Source organism: Luteimonas arsenica (assembly GCF_004352825.1).
GTDB classification, from domain to species: domain Bacteria; phylum Pseudomonadota; class Gammaproteobacteria; order Xanthomonadales; family Xanthomonadaceae; genus Luteimonas; species Luteimonas arsenica.
This window is the reverse complement of record NZ_SJRW01000002.1, coordinates 557066-576512: the sequence shown is the minus strand read 5'-3', so window position 1 is coordinate 576512 and position 19447 is coordinate 557066. Positions and strand designations below refer to the sequence as shown.

The 19447-nt window shown below is 71.9% G+C and carries 17 protein-coding genes; 10 read left to right on the top strand and 7 right to left on the bottom strand.

Annotated elements, in window-relative coordinates; genetic code table 11:
* Window positions 1-29 precede the first annotated feature (29 nt).
* Both E2170_RS10125 and gspE read right to left on the bottom strand, forming a co-directional pair.
* Window positions 30-566 (bottom strand): hypothetical protein, encoded by a 537-nt coding sequence (locus E2170_RS10125; protein WP_133000534.1) that lies wholly within the window; start codon window positions 564-566, stop codon window positions 30-32.
* An 85-nt stretch (window positions 567-651) separates the two neighbouring features.
* Window positions 652-2370 carry a type II secretion system ATPase GspE gene (gene gspE / locus E2170_RS10120; RefSeq protein WP_133000533.1) on the bottom strand — a complete coding sequence of 573 codons (1719 nt, stop codon included), beginning with the start codon at window positions 2368-2370 and terminating at the stop codon, window positions 652-654.
* A 164-nt stretch (window positions 2371-2534) separates the two neighbouring features.
* Here gspE and E2170_RS10115 point away from each other — a divergent pair, with 164 nt between their 5' ends.
* Window positions 2535-3041 (top strand): hypothetical protein, encoded by a 507-nt coding sequence (locus E2170_RS10115; RefSeq protein ID WP_133000532.1) that lies wholly within the window; start codon window positions 2535-2537, stop codon window positions 3039-3041.
* Between the two features lie 54 nt (window positions 3042-3095).
* The gene (locus tag E2170_RS10110) at window positions 3096-3617 is read left to right on the top strand and encodes a hypothetical protein (RefSeq protein ID WP_133000531.1); all 522 of its coding nucleotides are present in this window, start codon (window positions 3096-3098) and stop codon (window positions 3615-3617) included.
* Window positions 3618-3646: 29 nt separating this feature from the next.
* On the opposite strand, the gene purL is transcribed toward E2170_RS10110, so the two are convergent.
* The 3 genes from purL to xerD form a co-directional block, all read right to left on the bottom strand.
* On the bottom strand, window positions 3647-7609 hold the full coding sequence (purL, locus tag E2170_RS10105) for a phosphoribosylformylglycinamidine synthase (protein ID WP_207914963.1): 3963 nt from the start codon (window positions 7607-7609) through the stop codon (window positions 3647-3649).
* A 73-nt stretch (window positions 7610-7682) separates the two neighbouring features.
* Entirely contained in the window at window positions 7683-8534 is an 852-nt protein-coding gene (locus tag E2170_RS10100; RefSeq protein ID WP_133000529.1) for a thioredoxin fold domain-containing protein, read from the bottom strand.
* Between the two features lie 108 nt (window positions 8535-8642).
* Window positions 8643-9590: a site-specific tyrosine recombinase XerD gene (xerD, locus tag E2170_RS10095; protein ID WP_133000528.1), complete on the bottom strand. Its 948-nt coding sequence runs from the start codon at window positions 9588-9590 to the stop codon at window positions 8643-8645.
* 46 nt (window positions 9591-9636) lie between these two features.
* Between xerD and E2170_RS10090 the strand changes: the two genes are divergently transcribed.
* Together E2170_RS10090 and E2170_RS10085 are read left to right on the top strand one after the other, a co-directional pair.
* On the top strand, window positions 9637-10137 hold the full coding sequence (locus tag E2170_RS10090; RefSeq protein ID WP_133000527.1) for an RDD family protein: 501 nt from the start codon (window positions 9637-9639) through the stop codon (window positions 10135-10137).
* Between the two features lie 5 nt (window positions 10138-10142).
* On the top strand, window positions 10143-10856 hold the full coding sequence (locus E2170_RS10085; RefSeq protein ID WP_133000526.1) for a DsbA family oxidoreductase: 714 nt from the start codon (window positions 10143-10145) through the stop codon (window positions 10854-10856).
* Between the two features lie 21 nt (window positions 10857-10877).
* Here the strand turns inward: E2170_RS10085 and E2170_RS10080 are convergent, their stop codons facing one another.
* A complete protein-coding gene (locus E2170_RS10080; RefSeq protein ID WP_133000525.1) occupies window positions 10878-13601 on the bottom strand; it encodes a DUF2339 domain-containing protein in 2724 nt (907 codons plus the stop codon).
* A 122-nt stretch (window positions 13602-13723) separates the two neighbouring features.
* Complete coding sequence (gene gap, locus E2170_RS10075) at window positions 13724-14728, bottom strand: type I glyceraldehyde-3-phosphate dehydrogenase (protein WP_133000524.1); 1005 nt, start codon at window positions 14726-14728, stop codon at window positions 13724-13726.
* Window positions 14729-14899: 171 nt separating this feature from the next.
* Here gap and E2170_RS10070 point away from each other — a divergent pair, with 171 nt between their 5' ends.
* Genes E2170_RS10070 through modC form a run of 6 tightly spaced genes read left to right on the top strand, consistent with a single transcriptional unit; the run spans window position 14900 to window position 19445 of the window.
* Window positions 14900-15544 (top strand): OmpW/AlkL family protein, encoded by a 645-nt coding sequence (locus tag E2170_RS10070; RefSeq protein WP_133000523.1) that lies wholly within the window; start codon window positions 14900-14902, stop codon window positions 15542-15544.
* 45 nt (window positions 15545-15589) lie between these two features.
* On the top strand, window positions 15590-16420 hold the full coding sequence (locus E2170_RS10065) for a S1/P1 nuclease (RefSeq protein WP_243708138.1): 831 nt from the start codon (window positions 15590-15592) through the stop codon (window positions 16418-16420).
* 10 nt (window positions 16421-16430) lie between these two features.
* Window positions 16431-17303 (top strand): MBL fold metallo-hydrolase, encoded by an 873-nt coding sequence (locus E2170_RS10060; protein ID WP_243708182.1) that lies wholly within the window; start codon window positions 16431-16433, stop codon window positions 17301-17303.
* A gap of 10 nt (window positions 17304-17313) precedes the next feature.
* Window positions 17314-18102 carry a molybdate ABC transporter substrate-binding protein gene (modA, locus tag E2170_RS10055; RefSeq protein WP_133000521.1) on the top strand — a complete coding sequence of 263 codons (789 nt, stop codon included), beginning with the start codon at window positions 17314-17316 and terminating at the stop codon, window positions 18100-18102.
* An 18-nt stretch (window positions 18103-18120) separates the two neighbouring features.
* Window positions 18121-18825 carry a molybdate ABC transporter permease subunit gene (modB, locus tag E2170_RS10050; RefSeq protein ID WP_133000520.1) on the top strand — a complete coding sequence of 235 codons (705 nt, stop codon included), beginning with the start codon at window positions 18121-18123 and terminating at the stop codon, window positions 18823-18825.
* Window positions 18825-19445, top strand: a complete 621-nt coding sequence (modC, locus tag E2170_RS10045; RefSeq protein WP_133000519.1) for a molybdenum ABC transporter ATP-binding protein — start codon at window positions 18825-18827, stop codon at window positions 19443-19445. The genes modB and modC overlap by 1 nt, the downstream gene beginning before the upstream one ends.
* The last annotated feature ends 2 nt before the right edge of the window (window positions 19446-19447 follow it).

The window sequence follows — 19447 nt, the reverse complement described above, 5'->3', positions numbered from 1 at the left end:
GCCGTCTGTCCGCGACACTGCCCGCGTCGTCAGGCGCCGATTTCCTCGTTGTAGGTGAGGATGAAGTTGTTCAGCCCCGTCGCCGGCGGCAAGGCGCAGGTGACCGCCAGATACGGTCCGACGAAGAAGTTGGGTTCGCCGGTGGGCCTGGCGAGCGGGCCGCCATAGTAGGTGCCCCACCACAGCGTGCCCGCCCGGGCGCCGCTGGCCGGCAGGTTGATGGTGCGGGGTACCCGATGACTGACCTCGCTCTCGAGTCCCGACACCGCGGTGCAGGTCAGCTGGGCCGGGACACCGCCCCGGGCCGAGGCGAAGAGCTCGAGCGAGACGATGCGGCCCTGCGTGGGAATGGCGCAGGTGACGAACGACGTTCCCGCGCCCTCGTTCACCACGGCCAGCGGCCGCTTCCGGATCATGCCGTCGTACATCGGCAGCGCCGCCTGGCAGTGCGCGGACGCATTGAAGTACAGGATGCGTTCGACCAAGGCGGCCTCGGCGTCCGGCGCGAACGCCGACGCGGCCAGGGCCAGAGTGCAGGACAGGGCGAGATTGCGGCTGCGGGACATGAGGATGGCTCCTTGTGGTGTCTCCGGATATCGCAATCCGGCGCCACCGGCCGCCACCGTCCCCGACGCCCCCGCCCCGGCAGGTTCAGGCGTCCTCGGTCACCCGCAGTACCTCCTCGATCGTGGTCTGCCCGGCCAGCGCCTTGCGGATGCCGTCCTCGTACATGGTCTGCATGCCGGCCTCGCGCGCGATCTGCTCGAGCTCGCCCATGCCGGCGTGGCGCATGACCGCACGGCGCAGGGCGTCGTCCATCACCAGGAACTCGACGATGGTGGTGCGGCCGAGGTAGCCGGTGGGCGCGATCGCCGAACCGCGCGGGCGGTACAGGAAGATCTCGCCTTCGGACTGGAAGCGGCGCAGGTCGAACTTCGCGACCTCCTCGGGCGAGGCCGGGTAGCGCTCGGCGTGCGTGGGCTCCAGCCGGCGCACCAGGCGCTGGGCGAGGATGCCGTTGATGGTCGAGGTCAGCAGATAGTCCTCGACGCCCATGTCGAGCATGCGCGTGATGCCGCCGGCGGCGTTGTTGGTGTGCAGCGTCGACAGCACCAGGTGGCCGGTGAGCGCGGACTGCATCGCGATGCGCGCGGTCTCGAGATCGCGCATCTCGCCGATCATGATGATGTCCGGGTCCTGGCGCACGATCGAGCGCAGGGCGTTGGCGAAATCGAGCCCGATCTGCGGCTTGGCCTGGATCTGGTTGATGCCCTCGATCTGGTATTCGACCGGATCCTCGACGGTGATGATCTTGACCGTCGGCTGGTTGAGCTTCGACAGCGCGGTGTACAGCGTGGTGGTCTTGCCCGAGCCGGTCGGGCCGGTGACCAGCAGGATGCCGTGCGGCTGCTGCAGCACCTGGTTGAAGCGCGGGAGGAACTCGTCGGTGAAGCCCAGGCGGTGGAAATCGAACACCACGGTTTCGCGGTCGAGCAGGCGCATGACCACGCTCTCGCCGTGGGCGGTGGGCACGGTGCTGACGCGCAGGTCGAGCTCCTTGCCCTGCACGCGCAGCATGATGCGGCCGTCCTGTGGCAGGCGGCGCTCGGCGATGTTGAGCTTGGCCATGATCTTGATGCGGCTGATCACGGCGGCGGTGAGGTTGGTCGGCGGGCTCTCGCCCTCCTCCAGCACGCCGTCGACGCGGTAGCGCACCTTCAGGCGGTTCTCGAAGGGCTCGACGTGGATGTCGGAGGCGCGGAGTTCCACCGCGCGCTGGATGACGAGGTTCACCAGGCGGATCACCGGCGCCTCGCTGGCCAGGTCGCGCAGGTGCTCGACGTCGTCCATGTCGCCGCCCTCGCCTTCGGCGGTCTCGACGATCGCGCCCATCGCGCTGCGGCCTTGGCCGTACCAGCGCTCGACCAGGTCGGAGATCTCGGAACGCAGGGCGACGCTGGCGCGCACGTCCTTGCCAGTGGCCAGGCGCACGGCGTCGAGCGCGTAGGGATCCTGCGGGTCGGCGGCGAGCACGTCGACCACGTCGTCGCCCTCGGCCACCGGGACGACGTGGAACTGGCTCATGAAGCGCACGCCCAGCGGCGTGCCCTCGGGCGGCATCTCCGGCAGGTCCTTGGCGCTGGCCAGCGGCAGGCCGAGCACCGCGGCACAGGTCTCCGCATGGTCGCGCTCGGACACCAGGCCCAGCCGCCCGAGCAGGCCCAGCAGGCTGCCGCCGGTCTCCTCCTGCAAGCGCCGCGCGCGGCCGAGGTCGGCCTCCTTCAGGCGGCCCTTCTCGAGCAGCGCGGCGACGATGCGCTCGTCGGCGGCCGTGATGTCCGGGGTGGCGTGAGCGCTCACGGTATTCATGCTGCGTCTGCGGAGCCGGTATGGAGGGCGGACTTTAGCAGGTGGAAGACCGCGGGCGGCCGGCAGCGCCCCCGAAGCCCGGCACCGGCTGTGCCGCCAGCCGGTGGCGGTTCATGGCTGCCTCCTGCGATCTATCCCCCTCACACCACGGAGGCAACCAACCCATGAAATTCGCAGCAATCGCGTCCCTGGCCGTCATGGCCACCCTTGCGTTCCCATCGAAGTCACAGGCGGCGGAAACCTACCGCTACGACGTGCGTTCCGCCGCCGACATCTGTCGGCCCGCCCGGTCCATCTACGACGGCAAGATCCGCACCAAGCCGCTGGGCGTCGTCAACGAGTCTTCCAGCGTGGCCTGGGTCACCTGTGCCTTGACGGGAGACATGGTCGGGAACACCACGGTTATCGAACTCGTGTTCACGACCCCCGGCAACGAACCGCGGACCTGCACGCTCGTGTCGTGGCGGGCCACCAATACGGGAATCGGGGCCATCGGGTACCAACCGGGATCCACGGTCGTCGTGTCAGGCTGGGACACCCGGATCCGATGGACCAGCGCCAACCATAACGGCGGAGCAAGGTACGCATCGACCGCGATCAGCTGCCCGCTGGAGCCGGGAGACGGGATCGTCCATGTCAAGCACATGTACTACGAAGACATCGGGCAGTAGGCCTGCATCCGCGATCTCCATGCACTCCCACCGGAGCGAACCCCAGGAATCCACATGAACACCAGACTCATGGCCGTACTCGTACTCGTGGCGACCGCATCATCAAGCCTGGACGCGCACGCCGCCCAGACCAGCCGCCGCGACATCCGGCTTGGCGCGGATGTCTGCCGGCCCGCGCTGCCCGTCTATGACGGGAAAGTCCGGGTCAAGCCGCTTGCCATCGTCAACGAATCCTCCACCAGGGCATTCGTGACCTGTGCCATCACCGGCCACGAATTCCGCAGGACCGAGGCCATCAACATCGTGTTCTACAGCGCCACTCCGTTTGCGGGACGGGGCATCAAATGCACGCTGGTGTCCTGGGACATCTCGGGCGTTGCCGGCCTCAGCGAGCCCGTCTACCAGCCCGGCGTGTCGAACACCGGACTCGACCTGCCCAATGCCCGCCTGCTGTGGAACTCCAACGGCAACGGCGGCAATCCCTACGGCGTAGCCGCCGTCAGCTGCGAGCTCAAGCCCGGGACGGGCATCAGGTTCATCTCGCACTCCTACAGGGAGGAGATCGGGACGCTGTAACGCAGCAGGACGCGCGTACCGGCGGCGGCTCAGCCCACCGCCGCCCGCGCGTTGCGGAACATCCTGAGCCACGGCGAGGCCTGCGGCCACGCCGCCGGCGCCCAGCTGAAGTTGGCCGTGGCCAGGGTGCGTTCGGGGTGCGGCATCATCAGGGTCACGCGGCCGTCGTCGCTGGTCAGGCCGGCGACGGCGGCATCCGAACCGTTCGGGTTGGCCGGATAGCCGGCCGCCGCGCGGCCGTCGCCTTCGACGTAGCGCAGGGCCACGCGCGCGGCGTCGCGTGCGGCCGCGCCGGCGAACTCCGCGCGCCCCTCGCCGTGCGAGACCACCACCGGGATCCGCGAACCGGCCATGCCGCGCAGGAACAGCGACGGCGACTCCACCACCTCCAGCATCGACAGGCGCGCCTCGAACTGCTCGCTGCGGTTGCGCAGGAACTTCGGCCAGTGCGCGGCGCCGGGGACGATGTCGCGGAGCTGCGACAGCATCTGGCAGCCGTTGCACACGCCCAGGGCGAAGCTGTCGCCGCGGGCGAAGAAGCGTTCGAACATGTCGCGCAGGGCATCGCGCTCCAGGATCGAGGTGGCCCAGCCGCGGCCGGCGCCGAGCACGTCGCCGTAGCTGAAGCCACCGCAGGCGGCGAAGCCGGCGAAGTCGTCCAGGCGCGCGCGGCCCTCGATCAGGTCGCTCATGTGCACGTCGACGGCCTCGAAGCCGGCCAGCGTGAACGCGGCGGCCATCTCGACCTGGCCGTTGACGCCCTGCTCGCGCAGCACCGCCACGCGCGGCGCGGCGCCGGTGTTGACGAAGGGCGCGGCGACGTCCTCGCCGGCGTCGAAAGCGAGTTCAGGCTGCAGGCCCGGCGCGTCGAACCGCCGCGAGGCCTCGCGCTCGGCATCGGCGCAGTCGGGGTTGTCGCGCTGACGCTGCATGGCGTGGCTCACCGACCACCAGGCGTCGAACAGTTCTTCCCAGGCCCACTCGGCCATGACTTCACCGTCGGCGAGCACGCGCACCGCGGAGGCGGTGGTCGGCCGCGCGATGCGCTGCGCGCACTCGACCAGGCCGTGGCGCGCGACCAGGTCGGCGAACTCGACGCGGTCGTCGGCGGCGATCTGCACCACCGCGCCCAGCTCCTCGTTGAAGAGCGTGCGGAAGATGTTCTCGGTGCGGTCGTCGCCCCAGGCGTCGAGGTCGATGTCCAGGCCCACGCGCGAGCAGAAGGCCATCTCGCACAGGCTGGCGAAGACGCCGCCATCGGAGCGGTCGTGGTAGGCGAGCAGCAGGCCGGCTTCGCGCGCGTCGCGGATCAGTTCGAAGAAACCGCGCAGGCGCTGCGGGTCGTCGAGGTCGGGACAGGCGCCGCCGAAGGCATCGTGCACCTGCGACAGGATCGAGCCGCCCAGGCGCTGCTTGCCCGCGCCCAGGCCGATCAGCCAGAGCTCGGTGCCGGGTTGGCGCGACAGCAGCGGCGTGAGCTGGGCACGCACGTCGGCCACCGGCGCGAAGGCGCTGACCACCAGCGACACCGGCGAGACCGATTTCTGGGTGGCGCCGTCGTCCCGCCACTGCGCCTGCATCGACAGCGAATCCTTGCCGACCGGGATCGACAGCTCGATCTCCGGGCACAGCTCGATGCCCACGGCGTGCACGGCGTCGTACAGGCGCGCGTCCTCGCCCGGATGGCCGGCGGCGGCCATCCAGTTGGCCGAAAGCTTGGTGCGGGCGAGCGATTCCACCGGCGCGGCGCAGAGGTTGGTGATCGCCTCGCCCACGGCCATGCGCGCGCTGGCGGCGGCGTCGATCAGCGCCAGCGGGGTGCGCTCGCCGATCGCCATCGCTTCGCCGGCATGGCCGTGGAAGCCGGCCAGCGTGATCGCGCAGTCGGCCACCGGCAGCTGCCAGGGGCCGACCATCTGGTCGCGCGCGGTGAGGCCGCCCACGCTGCGGTCGCCGATGGTGACCAGGAACTGCTTCGAGGCCACCGTCGGATGCGCGAGCACGCGCAGGCCGGCCTCGTGCAGCGCCTCGCCGGCACTGCCGCCGGCGGCGAGCGCCACGACATTGAGCTGCGGCCAGCGGTTGGGCGTCACGCGCGCGGTGTCGCGATGCATCTTCGGCGGCTTGCCGAAGATCACGTCCATGGGCAGGTCGATGGGCAGCGCGGAGGCAGCGGCGGCGTGCGGTTGCTGCGCAAGCCCCAGCGCGTCGTCGGACGGCGCCAGCACGCCGTAGCCCACCGCCAGCCGCTCCTCGGCCGTCGCCACGCCCACCACCGCGAACGGGCAGCGCTCGCGCCGGCACAGGGCGGCGAACTCCTCCAGGCGGTCGGGGGCGACGCCGAGCACGTAGCGCTCCTGCGATTCGTTGCACCACAGCTGCATCGGCGACAGCGAGGGGTCGTCGCTGGGCACGCGGCCGAGGTCGATCACGCCGCCCACGCCGGAGTCGTGCAGCAGCTCGGGGATCGCGTTGGACAGGCCGCCGGCGCCGACGTCGTGGCACCACTTGATCGGGTTGCCGTCCTCGCCCAGCGCCACGCAGCGGTCGATGACCTCCTGGCAGCGGCGCTCCATCTCCGGGTTGTCGCGCTGGACACTGGCGAAATCGAGGTCCTCGGCGCTCTCGCCCGAGGCCACCGAGCTGGCGGCGCCGCCGCCCAGGCCGATCAGCATCGAGGGGCCGCCGAGCACGATCACCGCATCGCCCGGCGACAGCTTCCGCTTCGCCACCTGGTCGCGGTCGATCGCGCCGAGGCCGCCGGCGAGCATGATCGGCTTGTCGTAGGCGCGGACCAGCCCCTCGCCTTCCGCCAGTTCGAAGCTGCGGAAGTAGCCGGTGAGATTGGGGCGGCCGAATTCGTTGTTGAACGCCGCTGCGCCCAGCGGGCCGTCGGTCATGATTTCCAGCGCCGGCGCCATGCGCGGGTTCAGCGCGCGCGGCGGCTCCCAGGGCTGCGGCAGCGAGGGAATGCGCAGGTGCGAGACGCTGAAACCGACCAGGCCGGCCTTGGGCTTGCCGCCGCGGCCGGTGGCGCCCTCGTCGCGGATCTCGCCGCCGGCGCCGGTGGAGGCGCCCGCGAAGGGCGAGATCGCGGTCGGGTGGTTGTGGGTCTCGACCTTGATGCAGAAGGCGCTGTCGCGCGTGTCCTCGGCGCGGTACACCGCCGTGGCCGGGTCCGGGCGGAAGCGCCGGGCCGGATAGCCTTCGACCACCGCGGCGTTGTCGCTGTAGGCGGACAGCGTGTGCTCCGGCGTCTGCGCATGCGTATGCCGGATCATCTTGAACAGCGACTGCGGGCCACCGCTCGGGGCACGCATCTCCTCGCCGTCGATGGTCCAGGAGGCATTGAAGATCTTGTGCCGGCAGTGCTCGGAGTTGGCCTGCGCGAACATCATCAGCTCGACGTCGTGCGGATCGCGGCCCAGCGCGCCGTAGCGATCGCGCAGGTAGGCGATCTCGTCGTCGGCGAGCGCCAGGCCCAGGCGGCGGTTGGCCTCTTCCAGGCCGGCCAGCGGAACCACTTCGACCTCGCCGCGGGCGGGCGCGGTGAACAGCGCTCCGGCCGCATCGTGCGAAGCCAGCAGCGACTGGGTCATCGGGTCGTGCAGGACGCCGGCCACGGCCGCCGCGGCCGCGGCATCGGCCGGCCAGCCGACGAGGTCGATGCGGGTGCCCCGCTCCACGCGCTTCACCGGCAGGCGTGCGCCGCGCAGCAGTTCACCGGCCTTGCTGGCCCACGGCGACAGCGTGCCCAGGCGCGGGGCGACGTAGCGGGTGACGGCCCCGTCCGCTGCGGCTTCGGCCTCGCCAGCGGCCTGCAGGATGCGATGCAGGACCGCGCGATCGGGAATGTCGGCCGCTTCGGCATCGAGCCAGTAGACGTACCAGGCACCGGTGACGCGGATACCGGGGTCGATGGCTTGCAGGCGGGCCTGGAGGCGTTCGCGCCGGAACGGCGACAGGGCGGGCAGGCCCTCGAGGACGATCATGTCCGGGTTCGACCGTGGAAACGGGCCGGCCATTGTAGCGAAGCCGGCCCCTTGCTGGCGCGCCGCCGGGGCCTCAGCGGCTGCCGGCGGCGCCGTCGGCCGGCGTGGCCGCGGCGGCGGGCGCCGGCGAAGCCTCGGCGGCCAGCCGGTCCAGCGCGGCGCGCAGGTCGGCCGGCGGCATGTAGCCCGGCATCTGCGTGCCGTCTTCGGTGACGATCATCGGCGTGCCGGTCAGGCCGACGCGGCGGCCGATGTCGTGGTGCCGCGCCACCGGGTTGGTGCATTCGCGCGGCGTGACCTTGCGGCCCTGCTTGGCCGCCGAAAGCGCCGCGCGCCGGTCGGTGGCGCACCAGACCGAAACCATGTCGCGGAAGTCCTGGCTCGCCGGGCCCATGCGCGGGAAGGCCAGGTATTCCACGGCGATGCCCAGCCGGTTGTATTCGGCGATGTCCTCGTGGAGCTTGCGGCAGTAACCGCACTCGATGTCGGTGAACACGCTGACGGTGTATTCCGGCTTCTCCGGCGCGAACACGATGCGCTCCGAGACCGGGACGGTGGCCAGCAGGCGGCGCCGCACCTCGGCCATGCCGGCCTGGCTCAGGTCCTTCTTCTCCACCACGTCGAACAGCGCGCCCTGCAGCAGGTAGCGGCCGTCGTCGCTGATGTAGATGACCTGGCCGCCGACCACCGCCTCGCGGAAGCCGGGCAGCGGCGCCGGGCCGATGTGGTCGACCTCGATCCGCGGGTTGATCGAATGCAGGGCCTGGATCGCGCGCTCGTCGACCGAGCCCTCGGCGGCCGTGGCCAGGCCCTGGGCAGGCGGACGGTCGGCAGACGCGGCGGCGACCTCGCCATCGGCGTCGGGCGCCTGGGCGCAGGCGGTCAGGCTGAAGGCACAGAGCAGCATGGGAAGCAGGGATTTCATTCGCGACTCTCGATCCGGGCGGCGCCCGGGGGCCGGCGCCAAAGCGGGCATTCTCGCATGCGCGCCCGGGCATCGCCGTCGGCCATCCGACCGCCGTTGCGCGGGGCGTCAGGCCCGGGGGTGGTGGCGGGCGTGCAGCCGCTTGAGCTGTTCGCGGGCCACCAGCGTGTAGATCTGCGTGGTGGACAGCGAACTGTGGCCGAGCAGCATCTGCAGCGAACGCAGATCGGCGCCGTGGTTGAGCAGGTGGGTGGCGAAGCTGTGGCGGAGGCCGTGCGGACTGATCCGCCGCGGGTCGATGCCGGCGGCCGCCGCGTGGCGCTTGACCAGGACCCAGAAGGCCTGCCGGGTCAGCGGCTGGGCGCGGGCGGTCAGGAACAGTTCGTGCGGGGCCTGGCTGCCGGCCAGCGCCGGCCGCGAGCGGGCGAGGTAGCGTTCCAGCCAGTCCTGCGCCTCCTCGCCCAGCGGCACCAGCCGCTCCTTGCCGCCCTTGCCGAGCACGCGCAGCACGCCCTGGCGCAGGTTCACCGCCACGGCCGACAGGCCCACCAGTTCGCTCACGCGCAGGCCGCAGGCGTACATCAGCTCGAGCATGGCGCGGTCGCGCAGGCCTTCCGGGGTGTCGACGTCGGCGGCGGCGAGCAGCCGGTCGATGTCGGCCTCGGCCAGGGCCTTGGGCAGCAGGCGCGGCAGCTTCGGCGGCTCCAGCAGGGCGGTGGGATCGTCGGCACGCAGGCCCTGGCGCAGCCGCCAGCCGTAGAAGGCACGCAGCGCCGAGAGCAGGCGCGAATTGCTGCGCGGCGAATACCCTTCCCGGCTGCGCCAGGCCAGGTAATCGAACAGGCCGGCACGATCGGCGGCGGCGATGTCGCCGCGGTCGCGCCAGCGGGCGAAGCCCTGCAGGTCACGGCGGTAGCTGTCCAGGGTCGGCCGGGCGGCGCCCGACTCGGCCCACCAGGCATCGATGAAGCTGTCGATCGCGCGCGCATCGGCATCGCGCAGCGGTGGCAGCCGCATCGCGCGCGTGCGGCGCTCGGCGGGCGTGGACGCGGTCATCGGCCCAGCTTAGCGGCGCGCGGGTCGCGGCGGCTATCCTGTGGCGATGACCACCGACGCGCCGCGCGACTCCCCGCCACCCGCCACCGCAAGCAACGCGCGCCCCGGCGCGCACATCGGCAAGCGGATGCTGGCGATGCTGTACGACCTGCTGCCGGTGTTGTCGCTGTGGTTTCTGCTGGGCTTCGTGTTCGCGCTCGGCTACACCCTGGCCGGGCATGCCCCGCGCGAGAACATCGAACCCTTCAGCCTGCTGCAATGGCTGCTGTGGCTGTGCTGCTGGGCCATCACCGGCGCCTACGCCACGGTCAGCTGGCGGCGCGGCGGGCAGACCCTGGGCATGCGCCCCTGGCGGCTGCGCGTGGTGTCCGCCGACGGCCAGCCACCGACCCGGTCCGCGCTGTGGCGCCGCTACGCGGTGGCCACGCTGTCGCTGGCGGCCGCCGGGCTCGGCTTCTGGTGGGCCTGGTTCGACCGCGACCGCCTGACCTGGCACGACCGCGCGGCAGGCACGCGCGTGCTCCACGAACCGAAAAGGAAGGAATGAAGGCCATGCGCATCGACATCTGGTCCGACCTGGTCTGCCCATGGTGCTGGATCGGCAAGCACCGCCTGCTTCGCGCCCTGGAATTGCTGGGCGACGACGCGCCGGCGGTCGACATCCACTGGCGCCCCTTCCTGCTCGACCCCGAGGCCGACGCCACCCCGGTGCCGCTGCGCGAGGCCTATGCCGCGAAGTTCGGCGGCGCCGACCAGGCCGCGCAGATGCTCGCCCGCACCGCGGACGCCGCGCGCGCCGAAGGCCTGCCGATGGACTTCGACCGCGGCCAGGTCCGGGTCACCACCCTGCCCGGCCACCGCCTGATGTGGCTGGCCGCGCGCGAGGGCGATGCCGCCGCGGTCGGCGAAGCCCTGTTCCGCGCGCACTTCACCGAAGGCCGCAACCTGGCGGACCCCGAAGTGCTGGTCGAAGCCGGCGCGGCCGCTGGCCTCGACGCCGCACGGGTTCGGGCGATGCTGGACTCCGACGAAGGCCTGTCCGAAGTGCAGGCCGGACTGGACCAGGCCCGCGAGCTGGGCATCCGCGCGGTGCCGACCTTCGTCATCGACGGCCGCCACGGCATCCAGGGCGCGCATCCGCCGGAAGCCCTGGCCCAGGCGCTGCGCGAACTGGCGGCAGCGTCCGCCGTGGACGACGCAGGCGACACTGGCGACGCCTGCGGCCCGGACGGGTGCCAGGTCCCGGATCACGCCCCCCGACAGTAAGCGCCGGCCTGGCGGCCTGACTCAGCCTGCCGTCGCCGTGCTCCCGCCTGCCGCCCGCGGCGGCGCAGGCGCGAACCAGCCGACCACGGTGCAAAGCAGGCCGTAGGCCATGAACGAGCCGATGCCCAGCAGGTTGCCCAGGTGCTGGCGATCGACCAGCACCAGCTTCGCCAGCACCAGGCCCATCAGCACCGCGCCGGCCAGCCACAGCACGCGCTGGCCACGGCGCGAGCCTGCGATCCAACCCGCCACGCCGAGCACGCTCCAGACCACCGTCAGCGCCGTCTGCGCGAGGCTGGTCGACCACATCGCCTCGCCCCAGGGCAGGCCGCCCCAGTGGTGGACCGCGCGCAGGGTGATGCAGGTGACCAGCAGGAAGCCGGACGCCGACAGCAGCGCGACCCGCCGCTGCGCGAACGCCAGCGGTGCCTGCGCCGACCACAGCCAGCCGCCGAACAGCGCCAGCGCCGCCAACTGGGCCAGGTCGAGCGGATTGAGCAGGGGCAACCAGGGCAGAGGCGCGCTGCCGCCGGCGTCGCGCAGGGCGCGCAGCCAGCCGAGGCCGACCACGAGCAGCAACACCGTGGACAGGGGCACGCGCATGGCGTCGAAGGCCGCACCCAGCGGCAGCCTCAGCCAGCGCCAGCGAAGCTGCGCGACGGCCAGCAACACCAGCCACGGCAGCGCGGGCGCCGCCAGCCGCCAGCCGCTGCCGAAGGCCTGCCCGCGAACCGCCTCCCAGGCCGACAGCGACAGCACCAGCGCCCACAGCAGCCACCACGCGAACTGCGCCCAGCCCGCAGCGCGCGCGCCCTCCGTGCGCAGGCCGGCGAGGCTGCGCAGGCCGCAGGCCGCGAACAGCAGCCAGGCCACGCCGCCCCAACCCGCGAACGGCTGGCCGTGCGCGTCCATCTGCGCGATCGCCAGCGGCGCGGCCAGGACGAATGCACCCAGCACCGTCATCACCAGCGCCGGCGCCGCCCGACGGCGCTGCACCTCGCCCGCCAGCAGTGCCGTCACCGCGACCACGGCGAGCAGCGCATCGGCACGCAGGCCGGCGGCGACGTGCTCCAGCACCTCGCTCAGCGCGCCCGCGCACCACCAGGCCAGGCCCCAGCCGTAGTACAGCGCAGCCATGCCCTGGCGCCCGGCCGCGCGGTACCACCAGGCGCTGGCGAAGCCCGCCAGCGCCAACAGCAGGAACCCGGCGAAGTACGGGTTGGCCAGCACACGGACGGTCGCCGGCATGTCCACGTAGCCGATGAGGAAGGCCACCGCGGCGGCGGCCTGCAGCGCGGCGCCCGCCCAGCGCGGCAGCCGCCGTCCCGTGCGCAGGCCCAGCCACGCCAGCCCCGCGCCCTCGACCGCGAACACCGCTGCGGTGGCGCTGGCCGACAGCGCCAGCGGCACCGCCAGCGTGGCGAAGCCGGCGGCCAGCAGCACGTAGGACTCTGCCAGCACCGCGTGCGGCCCGCGCCGCTGCCACCAGGCCAGCGCGGCATAGACCGCCGCCAGCCCCAGCGCGCACATCGCCAGCGGCATGCGCGCGCCATCCAGGAGCGTGGCCTGCAGCACGAAGGCCACCAGCGGCGTGCCGAACAGCAGGCCACCGTCGACCACATCGCGCCGCCCCGGAGGCCGCTTGCGCGCATACAGGATCGGCAGTGCCAGGTAGAAGGCGAAGAACAGCAGCAGGAACGGCTGCGTGCTGGCGAACTTCGAAGGCTCGTAGGCCAGTACGCCCCAGGCCACGCCGATGCCCCAGGTGAACGCCCAGCCGAGCAGGTTGAGCTCGCGCCAGGGCCGCAGCCAGGCGATGGCGAAGATCGCCGCGTTGAGCAGCGCGTAGTACGAGAACAGCACCACGTGGTTGCCGCTGCCGGTGGACAGCCAGATCGGCGCCATGAAGCCTGCAAGGATCCCGAACACGGCCAGGGTGCGCGAATCCTGCAGCACCGCCAGCACGCCCAGCGCCGCGACCAGGGCGACGCTGGCGGCGAAGGCGACGCCGGCCGGCAGCAGGCCGTGGAGCTTGAACGCCGCGAACACCACCAGCAGCAGCACGCCGATCGCGCCGCCCTGAACCGCCAGCGCGAAGCTGCGGTGGCGTTCGCGCTTGCGCCACGCGAAGGCCAGCGCCGCCAGCGCCGCCGCGGCGATGGCCGCCAGGCGCAGGCTCATCGGCAGGCTGAGCCAGCCCTGGTCGCTGGCGTACTTCAGCAGCGCGGCCACGCCGGCCAGCAGCACCAGCACGCCGACCTTGACCGGCACGTTGCCCTCGGTGAACCAGCGCTTCACCGCGACCACGAGGCGATCGGCCGCGCCGGGTTCAGACGGCGCCCGGCGGGCAGCGGCGGGCACCGGCTCGATGCGGGAGCGCAGCGGGGCCGACGCGGACGCGGACGCGGCGCGGCCGGGCGCTGGCTGTGGCAGTGGGTGCTGTTGCTGCTGCGGCGGCTGCGGCGGCTGTTGTGGCTGTTGTGGCTGTTGTGGCTGCTTCGGCGGCTGCGCGGACACGGACGCTGGCGCTGGCGCAGGTCCGGATGCGTGCGAAGGCGAAGCCGCCGGCATCGTGCGTGCGACCTGTACCGCTCCCCGCGACGCGGCTTCCGCCCGTAGCCGCCCCACTTCGTCCTCGAGCACCGCCACGCGCTGCTTCAGCTGCCCCAGTCCGACCAGCGCCAGTACCAGCAGCACCGGCACCGCGAGCACCGCCAGCCCCAGGAGCATCAGGATCGATTCCATTCGCCGGCTTCCACAGTCCGCCGCGCCCGCGGCCCAGGCGGCACCTTAGCCCGGAAATCAGCCCGGAAACAGGAAGCCCCGCACGCGGCGGGGCTTCCATCGATCCAGCGTTGGCGTGGCGCCTACTTCGCGGCCACGACCTTGACCAGCTCCAGGCACTTGTTGGAGTAGCCCCACTCGTTGTCGTACCAGCTCACCAGCTTGACGAAGGTGCTGTCGAGCTGGATGCCGGCCTCGGCGTCGAAGATCGAGGTGCGCGCGTCGCCGCGGAAATCGGTGGCGACCACCTTGTCCTCGGTGTAGCCGAGGATGCCCTTCAGCGCACCTTCCGACTGCGCCTTCATCTCGGCGCAGATCTCGGCGTAGCTGGCGTCCTTTTCGAGTTCGACGGTGAGGTCGACCACCGACACGTCCGAGGTCGGGATGCGGAAGCTCATGCCGGTCAGCTTGCCGTTGAGCTCCGGGATCACCTTGCCCACGGCCTTCGCGGCGCCCGTCGACGACGGGATGATGTTCTCGAGGATGCCGCGGCCGCCGCGCCAGTCCTTGTTGGACGGACCGTCGACGGTCTTCTGGGTGGCGGTGGCGGCGTGCACGGTGGTCATCAGGCCGCGCTTGATGCCCCACTTGTCGTTGAGCACCTTGGCGACCGGCGCCAGGCAGTTGGTGGTGCACGAGGCGTTGGAGACGATGGCCTCGCCGGCGTACTTGTCGTGGTTCACGCCGAACACGAACATCGGCGTGTCGTCCTTCGACGGCGCCGACTGGATCACCTTCTTCGCGCCCGCGTCGAGGTGCTTCTGGCAGGTCTCCTTGGTCAGGAACAGGCCGGTGGATTCGATCACCACCTCGGCGCCGACCTCGTCCCACTTCAGGTTGGCCGGGTCGCGCTCCTGGGTCAGGCGGATGCGCTTGCCGTTGACCACCAGGGTGTCGCCGTCGACCGAGACCTCGCCGTCGAAGCGGCCGTGCACGGAGTCGTACTTCAGCATGTAGGCCAGGTAGTCCGGCTCCAGCAGGTCGTTGATGGCGACGACCTCGATGTCGCCGTCGAAATTCGCAAGCGCCGAACGCAGGACGTTGCGCCCGATGCGGCCGAAACCGTTGATGCCTACCTTGATCGCCATGGGATGCTGACTCCGTAGTGCCGCGCTCCGGCGGCAAAGGGTGGGTGGAACACGCGGAACGCCCATTTTAGCAGGCCCGGCGAGGCCCGGCCGGGCGCTTGATCGCGGTCAATGCGGTGGCGAATGGCGGCGCGCACCATGCCGCCATCCTCCCCACGAGAAAACCCCACCATGTCCCGCAAGCCCCTCCTCCTGCTCGCCCTGGCCCTGGCCGGTGCCCTCGCCGCCCCGGCCGCCCTCGCCCAGTCCGCTGGCGACTGGACGCTGGGCATCGGCGTCCACAACGTCGACCCGAAGTCCAGCAACGGCAGCCTCGACGCCACCGCGCTCGGCCTCGGCCCGCTGCCGCCGACCGAAGTGGACGGCAGCGTCCGCCCGACCATCACCGCCGAATACTTCATCCGCGACAACCTCGGCATCGAGGTGCTGGCTGCGCTCCCCTTCCAGCACGACATCAGCATCCGCGGCGTCGGCAAGGTCGGCAGCACGAAACAGCTGCCGCCAGTGGTGTCGCTGCAGTACCACTTCACCAACGGGAGCCAGGTGACGCCCTTCGTCGGCGTCGGCCTGAACTACACCACCTTCTTCAGCGAGGACACCACCGGCGCGCTGGCCGGCACCCGCCTGGAGCTCGAGGACTCCTGGGGCCTGGCGGCGCACGTGGGTCTGGATTTCGCCATCGGCGAGCGCAGCGCCCTGCGCGTGGATGCGCGCTGGGCCGACATCGGGACCGACGTCAAGGTCAACGGCATCAAGCTCGGCAAGGCCGACATCGACCCGCTGGTCTACGGCGTGGCCTACGTCTGGCGCTTCTGAACCACGGCGCGGCGGGCACGGGCGCATGCGGGCTAGAATCGCCGCATGCGCCCGAACAGGAACCGCCCGATGCCACGAACCTTTGCCGTATTCGCCCTCGCGTTCGCATTCTTCGCAGGCGACGCCTTCGCCTGGAGCGCGGAGGGCCACCGCATCGTGGCCCGCATCGCCGAGGCCGGGCTCACGCCCGCCGCCCGCGCCGAAGTCGACCGCCTGCTGGCCGGCGAAGACGATCCGACGCTGGCCGGCGTGTCCACCTGGGCCGATGAACTGCGCGAGACCGATTCCGTGCTCGGCAAGCGCACGGCGAAGTGGCACTACATCAACTTCGACGGCCGCTGCGGCTTCGAGCCGCCGCGCGACTGCCCCGGCAACAACTGCGTGGTCACCCAGACCAACCTGATGTACCGCGTGCTGGCCGACGCCAGCCAGGCCCCCGAGGACCGCGCCAAGGCGCTCAAGTTCGTCGTCCACCTGGTCGCCGACCTGCACCAGCCCCTGCACGCCAGCCCGCGCGACGACAAGGGCGGCAACGACTACCAGGTCAACCTCCACGGCGAAGGCGGCAACCTGCACCGGATCTGGGACGGCACCATCATCAAGCGCCGCGGGCTGGGTTTCGACGACTACGCCCAGGAACTCCTGCAGACCCCACTACCCGACGACCCCACCCTGGCCTCGGACCGCCCGGTGCTGGAGTGGGCGCTGGAATCCTGCCGCCTGGTCGAGGCGGGCGAGGTCTATCCGCCCGAGGGCGAACACGTGATCGACGATGCCTTCCTCGACGCGCGCCTGCCGCTGGCCGAACGCCGCCTGCGCGAGGCCGGCTACCGCCTGGCGATGCTGCTCAACCACGCGCTGGCACCTCCGCGGTAAAGCAGTGAGCATCGCCGCGCCCGTCGTCCACCCGTTCCACCACGCCGGCACCGGCACCTGGAGCTACGTGGTGGCGGACGCGGCCAGCGGCGGGGCCGCGATCGTCGATCCGGTGCTGGACTTCGACATGGCCTCCGGGCGCACCGGCACGGCCTCGGCGCAGGCCCTGGCCGACTGCGTGCAGGCGCACGGCTACGTGGTGCGCTGGCTGCTCGAGACCCACGCCCACGCGGACCACCTTTCCGCCGCGCAGTGGCTGAAGGCGACCTTCTGGCCACGGGTGCCGGTGGCGATCGGCGAAGGCATCCGCAGCGTGCAGGCGCGGTTCCGCGAGGTTTTCGACCTGGGGCCGGGCTTCGCCGTGGACGGCTCGCAGTTCGACCACCTGTTCGCGGCCGGAGAATCCTTCGCGCTCGGCGGCCTCGCCTGCCGCGCGATCCCGGTGCCCGGGCACACCAGCGACAGCAACGCCTACCTCGTCGGCGACGCATTGTTCAGCGGCGACTCGCTGTTCATGCCTGACGGCGGCACCGCGCGCTGCGACTTCCCCGGCGGCAGCGCGGCGACGCTGTACCGCTCCATCCGCCGCCTGTTCGACGAACTGCCCGACGACACCCGCGTCTTCATCTGCCACGACTACGGTCCCGGCGGCCGCGAGCCGGCCTGCGAAACCACGATCGGCGCGCAGAAACGCGACAACATCCACGTCCGCGACGGCATCGACGAAGCCGGCTTCGTGGCCACCCGCGAGGCGCGCGACGCCACCCTGGCCATGCCCGCGCTGATCATCCCCTCGGTGCAGGTGAACATCCGCGCCGGCGCCCTGCCCGCGCCGCGCGGCAACGGCATCCGCTACCTCGATTTCCCGCTGGACACGCTCTAGGCCCCGCTCGATGAATCCCTCCCGCCGCCATGCCCTGGTCCTGTGCGGCCTCGCCGCGATCGCCGCGCTGTGGGGGCCGCGCACGGCGCTGGCCGCCGATGCCCCGCTGACGGTGTTCGCCGCGGCCAGCCTCAAGGAATCGATGGACGAGGCCGCGCGCGCCTACGAGGTCGCCAGCGGGCAGCCGGTGCGGGTGTCCTACGCCGCCAGTTCGGTGCTGGCGCGGCAGATCGAGCAGGGCGCGCCGGCGGACGTCTTCGTCTCCGCCGACCTGGACTGGATGGACGAACTGCAGGGCAGAGGCCTGGTCGACGCCGATACGCGCAGCGAACTGCTGGGCAACACCCTGGTGCTCATCGCGCCCGCAGCCTCGCGCTCGCCGCCGGTCGCGCTGCAGCAGGACCTCGACCTGCGACCACTGCTGGGCGAACGCGGCCGCATCGCCCTGGGCATGGTCGACAGCGTGCCGGCGGGCAAGTACGCCAAGGCCGGCTTCCAATCGCTGGGCCTGTGGGAAGCGCTGGCGCCACGCGTGGCCGGCGTGGAGAACGTGCGCGCGGCGCTCATGCTGGTGGCGCGCGGCGAAGCGCCGCTGGGCGTGGTCTACGGCAGCGACGCACGGGCGGAGCCGCGCGTGCGCGTGCTGGCGACGTTCCCGGCCGGCTCACATCCGGAGATCGTCTACCCGGCCGCGCGGGTGGCCGCCAGCCGCCACCCGCAGGCCGCGGCCTTCGTGCGCTGGCTGCAGGCGCCCGCGGCGCGCGACATCTTCCGCCGCCACGGCTTCAGCCTGCGCTGAGGCGCCGGTCCGCCGCAGATGCCCGACTTCAGCCCCGCCGAACTCACCGCCATCGCGCTGAGCCTGAAGGTGGCGTTTGCCGCAGCGCTGGCAAGCCTGCCGGCCGGCATCGCGGTGGCCTGGCTGCTGGCGCGCAGGCGCTTCCCCGGCAAGGCCCTGCTCGATGCCCTGGTGCACCTGCCGCTGGTGCTGCCGCCGGTGGTGGTGGGCTATGCGCTGCTGGTGGTGTTCGGCAGCCAGGGCGCGGTCGGTGCCTTCCTCGCCGAACGCTTCGGCATCACGTTCGCGTTCCGCTGGACCGGCGCGGCCCTGGCCAGCGCGATCATGGGCTTCCCGCTGATGGTGCGCACGATCCGGCTGTCGATCGAAGCGGTCGACCGCCGCCTGGAGCAGGCCGCGGCCACGCTCGGTGCCAGCCCGTGGCGGGTGTTCGCAACAGTCACCCTGCCGCTGGCCTGGCCGGGCATCGTCGCCGGCGGCGTGCTCGCCTTCGCCAAGGCCCTGGGTGAATTCGGCGCCACCATCACCTTCGTGTCCAACATTCCCGGCGAGACCCAGACCGTGTCCTCGGCGATCTACGAGCTGATGCAGGTCCCCGGCGGCGAGCTGGGGATCTGGCGGCTGGCGCTGGTGGCGGTGGCGATCTCGCTGCTGGCGCTGCTGGCCTCGGAGTGGCTGGTGCGCCGCCAGCACGGCCGCCGCGACGACGGGGACGAGGCCTGATGCTGAGCCTCGATGTCCAGCTCAGGCGCGGCCGCTTCGAGCGCCAGGTGCGCATCGAGGATGCCGCGCGCGTGGTCGCGCTCACCGGGCCCTCGGGTGCCGGCAAGACCACCGTGCTCAACGCGATCGCAGGATTGGTGAAGCCACGCGCGGGGCGCATCGAAGTCGACGGCCGGGTGCTGTTCGACAGCGCGCGCGGCATCGACCTGCCGGCGCACCGGCGGCGCGTGGGCTACGTGTTCCAGGACGCGCGCCTGTTCCCGCACCTGGACGTGCGCGGCAACCTGCTCTACGGCCGCCATGCGGCGGCGGGGGCCGGCCCGCGCTTCGACCTCGAGACCGTGGTCGCGCTGCTCGGCATCGAGGCGCTGCTGCAGCGGCGCACCGCCAACCTGTCCGGTGGCGAGGCGCAGCGCGTGGCCATCGGCCGCGCCCTGCTGTCGCAGCCGGCGATCCTGCTGTTCGACGAACCGCTGTCCGCGCTCGACCAGGCCCGGCGCGAGGAGCTGATCCCCTGGCTGCAGCGCGTGCGCGACGAGGTGCGGCTGCCGATGCTCTACGTCAGCCACCACCCGGAGGAAGTGCACCGCCTGGCCGAGGCGGTGCACCACCTCGACTAGTC

Excerpts from the sequence above, each read along its gene's own strand:
- E2170_RS10100 (WP_133000529.1), bottom strand. The coding sequence starts at position 8,534 with ATGAAATCCCTGCTTCCCATGCTGCTCTGTGCCTTCAGCCTGACCGCC.
- modC (WP_133000519.1), top strand. The coding sequence starts at position 18,825 with ATGCTGAGCCTCGATGTCCAGCTCAGGCGCGGCCGCTTCGAGCGCCAG.
- E2170_RS10125 (WP_133000534.1), bottom strand. The coding sequence starts at position 566 with ATGTCCCGCAGCCGCAATCTCGCCCTGTCCTGCACTCTGGCCCTGGCC.
- xerD (WP_133000528.1), bottom strand. The coding sequence starts at position 9,590 with ATGACCGCGTCCACGCCCGCCGAGCGCCGCACGCGCGCGATGCGGCTG.
- E2170_RS10090 (WP_133000527.1), top strand. The coding sequence starts at position 9,637 with ATGACCACCGACGCGCCGCGCGACTCCCCGCCACCCGCCACCGCAAGC.
- E2170_RS10115 (WP_133000532.1), top strand. The coding sequence starts at position 2,535 with ATGAAATTCGCAGCAATCGCGTCCCTGGCCGTCATGGCCACCCTTGCG.
- modB (WP_133000520.1), top strand. The coding sequence starts at position 18,121 with ATGCCCGACTTCAGCCCCGCCGAACTCACCGCCATCGCGCTGAGCCTG.
- E2170_RS10110 (WP_133000531.1), top strand. The coding sequence starts at position 3,096 with ATGAACACCAGACTCATGGCCGTACTCGTACTCGTGGCGACCGCATCA.
- E2170_RS10080 (WP_133000525.1), bottom strand. The coding sequence starts at position 13,601 with ATGGAATCGATCCTGATGCTCCTGGGGCTGGCGGTGCTCGCGGTGCCG.
- E2170_RS10070 (WP_133000523.1), top strand. The coding sequence starts at position 14,900 with ATGTCCCGCAAGCCCCTCCTCCTGCTCGCCCTGGCCCTGGCCGGTGCC.
- E2170_RS10065 (WP_243708138.1), top strand. The coding sequence starts at position 15,590 with ATGCGCCCGAACAGGAACCGCCCGATGCCACGAACCTTTGCCGTATTC.
- modA (WP_133000521.1), top strand. The coding sequence starts at position 17,314 with ATGAATCCCTCCCGCCGCCATGCCCTGGTCCTGTGCGGCCTCGCCGCG.
- purL (WP_207914963.1), bottom strand. The coding sequence starts at position 7,609 with ATGATCGTCCTCGAGGGCCTGCCCGCCCTGTCGCCGTTCCGGCGCGAA.
- gspE (WP_133000533.1), bottom strand. The coding sequence starts at position 2,370 with ATGAATACCGTGAGCGCTCACGCCACCCCGGACATCACGGCCGCCGAC.
- gap (WP_133000524.1), bottom strand. The coding sequence starts at position 14,728 with ATGGCGATCAAGGTAGGCATCAACGGTTTCGGCCGCATCGGGCGCAAC.
- E2170_RS10085 (WP_133000526.1), top strand. The coding sequence starts at position 10,143 with ATGCGCATCGACATCTGGTCCGACCTGGTCTGCCCATGGTGCTGGATC.